This window comes from Nocardioides sp. CPCC 206348, from assembly GCF_048654705.1.
Taxonomy (GTDB): Bacteria; Actinomycetota; Actinomycetes; order Propionibacteriales; family Nocardioidaceae; genus Nocardioides.
The window spans coordinates 39758-41957 of sequence record NZ_JBMCZA010000156.1; the positions used below are offsets into that span (position 1 = coordinate 39758).

3 protein-coding genes are annotated in these 2200 nt (G+C 68.2%); 2 read left to right on the plus strand and 1 reads right to left on the minus strand.

Going from position 1 to position 2200, the window contains the following annotated elements:
- The first annotated feature begins 152 nt into the window (after positions 1-152).
- Positions 153-866, plus strand: coding sequence for a ferritin-like fold-containing protein (locus tag ACOADB_RS11245; protein WP_378598236.1), 714 nt, complete (start codon positions 153-155; stop codon positions 864-866).
- Positions 867-872: 6 nt separating this feature from the next.
- Here ACOADB_RS11245 and ACOADB_RS11250 read toward each other — a convergent pair whose 3' ends face one another.
- Positions 873-1760 carry a sterol desaturase family protein gene (locus ACOADB_RS11250; RefSeq protein WP_378598238.1) on the minus strand — a complete coding sequence of 296 codons (888 nt, stop codon included), beginning with the start codon at positions 1758-1760 and terminating at the stop codon, positions 873-875.
- A gap of 66 nt (positions 1761-1826) precedes the next feature.
- On the opposite strand from ACOADB_RS11250, the gene ACOADB_RS11255 reads away from it, so the two are divergent.
- Positions 1827-2200: TetR/AcrR family transcriptional regulator (locus tag ACOADB_RS11255; RefSeq protein WP_378598298.1), on the plus strand; the 374-nt coding region annotated here is incomplete at its 3' end.

Below are 2200 nucleotides of genomic sequence, written 5' to 3' on the forward strand. Positions count from 1 at the left end.
TGGGGACGTGGGGCGGTTCGGGCAGGCGCTCGCGCCTCCTACTCTACCGGCCGGCTGCGCGGCGAGGGCCATCGACGGCAGCTTGCTGCCTGATCTGCGGCCTGATCTGTGGCGGAGACGCGCCCGGCCAGGTCGGCTTGTAGCCTGCACCCATGGCTGAATCCGTCGACGCGCCCGCCCCCGTGGCCAACCCGGTGCCCGACACCGATCCCGCTTACCGCGAGGCGGTGGTCGACCTGCTGGGAGCGATCGCGTACGGCGAGATCTCCGCCTTCGAGCGGCTCGCCGAGGACGCCAAGCTCGCGCCGACGCTGCCCGACAAGGTCGACCTCGCGACGATGGCGAGCGTCGAGCTCGCGAAGGTGCATCGCCTGCACGACCGGATCCGGTCCTTCGGTGCCGACCCGTTCGACGCGATGGCGCCGTTCAGCACGCCGATCGACGAGTTCCACGGTCACACTGCCCCGGCCGACTGGTACGAGGGCCTGGTCAAGGCGTACGTCGGCGACGGGCTCGCCAACGACTTCTACCGCGAGATCGCGGCCTACCTCGACCCCGCGACCCGCGACCTCGTCGTGTCCTCCATGGAGGAGGGCACCCATGCGGCGTTCGTCGTCGACCGCGTGCGCGCCGGCATCGTCGAGGACCCGCGGCTCGGTGGGCGGCTGGCCCTGTGGGGCCGGCGCCTGATGGGGGAGGCGCTCACGCAGGCGCAGCGCGTGGCGGCTGATCGGGACGCCCTCTCGGCGCTGCTCGCGGGCGGCGTGGACCGCCCCGGACTGGACCTGGCCTCCCTCGGCCGGATGTTCACGCGGCTCACCGAGCGGCACATGGCACGGATGGCCGAGCTCGGCCTCGAAGCCTGAGCGCGGCTACACCGACGCCTTCCGGGCGGCCGACGGCTCCCATCCGGGCGGGCCGAACAGGTAGCCCGCCTTGTCGCGCCAGTTGTCGGCGGCCCGGACGTTGCGGGTGATCTGTGCGTAGTCGCCGTACTGGAGCTTGAGCAGGTTGTAGGTCTCGACCTTCTTGGTCAGGCCGTACGTCGGGCGGTGCAGCTCGGGCTGGAAGGTGCCGAACATGCGGTCCCAGATGATCAGCATCCCGGCGTAGTTCTTGTCGAGGTACTCCGGGTCGGACCCGTGGTGCACCCGGTGGTGCGAGGGCGTGTTGAACACCAGCTCGATCGGCCGCGGCAGCTTGCCGATGGTCTCGGTGTGCACGAAGAACTGGAAGATCAGGTTGAAGCCGAAGGCGACGTAGATCGTCCACGGCGAGAAGCCGAGGAAGGGCAGCGGCAGCCAGAAGAAGAACTCGAACCAGGGGTTCCACTTCTGGCGCAGCGCAGTCCCGAAGTTCATGTACTCGCTCGAGTGGTGGGCCTGGTGGGCCGCCCAGCCGACGTTGACGCGGTGCACGAAGCGGTGTGAGAGGTAGAAGCCGAGGTCGACGCCGAGCAGCACCAGGGGCCAGTACCACCACGCGTCGGTGGGCAGGTGGAACGGCGCCAGGTGCACGAAGACCAGGGAGTAGACGAGGAACGAGCCGACCTTGAACAACAACGTGAAGACCAGGGAGATCAGTCCCATGGACAGGCTGGTGCGGGTGTCCTTGCCGAGGTAGCCGGTCGGGGGCTGGCCGGTGACGGGATCGTCGTGGTCGAGCCACTTGAGAGCGGCGAGCTCGATGAGAAGGGTGAGCAGGAAGAACGGGATCGCGTAGGTGACCGGGTTCTTCATCGGATCGAGCAGGTTCTCCATGACGTCTCCTTGATGTGACTCGGGAGTAAGTTACCACGAAGTCAATTCATCGGCTAGGGTCGGGACATGAGCTCCGCCACGTCGGCCAACGCGTCGGCACGCCGCTCCGGCACCAAGGGCGTTGCCCGCGCGGATCGCGAACAGCAGATCCTCGACGTGGCGGGCCGGGTCTTCGCCGAGCACGGCTTCACCGCCACGTCGGTCGCCGACATCGCGGATCAGGCCGGGATCTCCAAGCCACTGATCTACAACTACTTCGGTTCGAAGGACGGTCTCTTCGAGCGCTGCCTGCAGGTCGCCTCGGAGCTGCTGGTCGCCGAGATCGAGCGGACCGCGCAGCTGGACGTCGTCGGCATCGACCGTGCGCTGGCCACGCTGGATGGCGTGTTCAAGGTGCTGGCGGGCCGTCCGTGGATGTGGCGCATCGCCAACGACCCGAC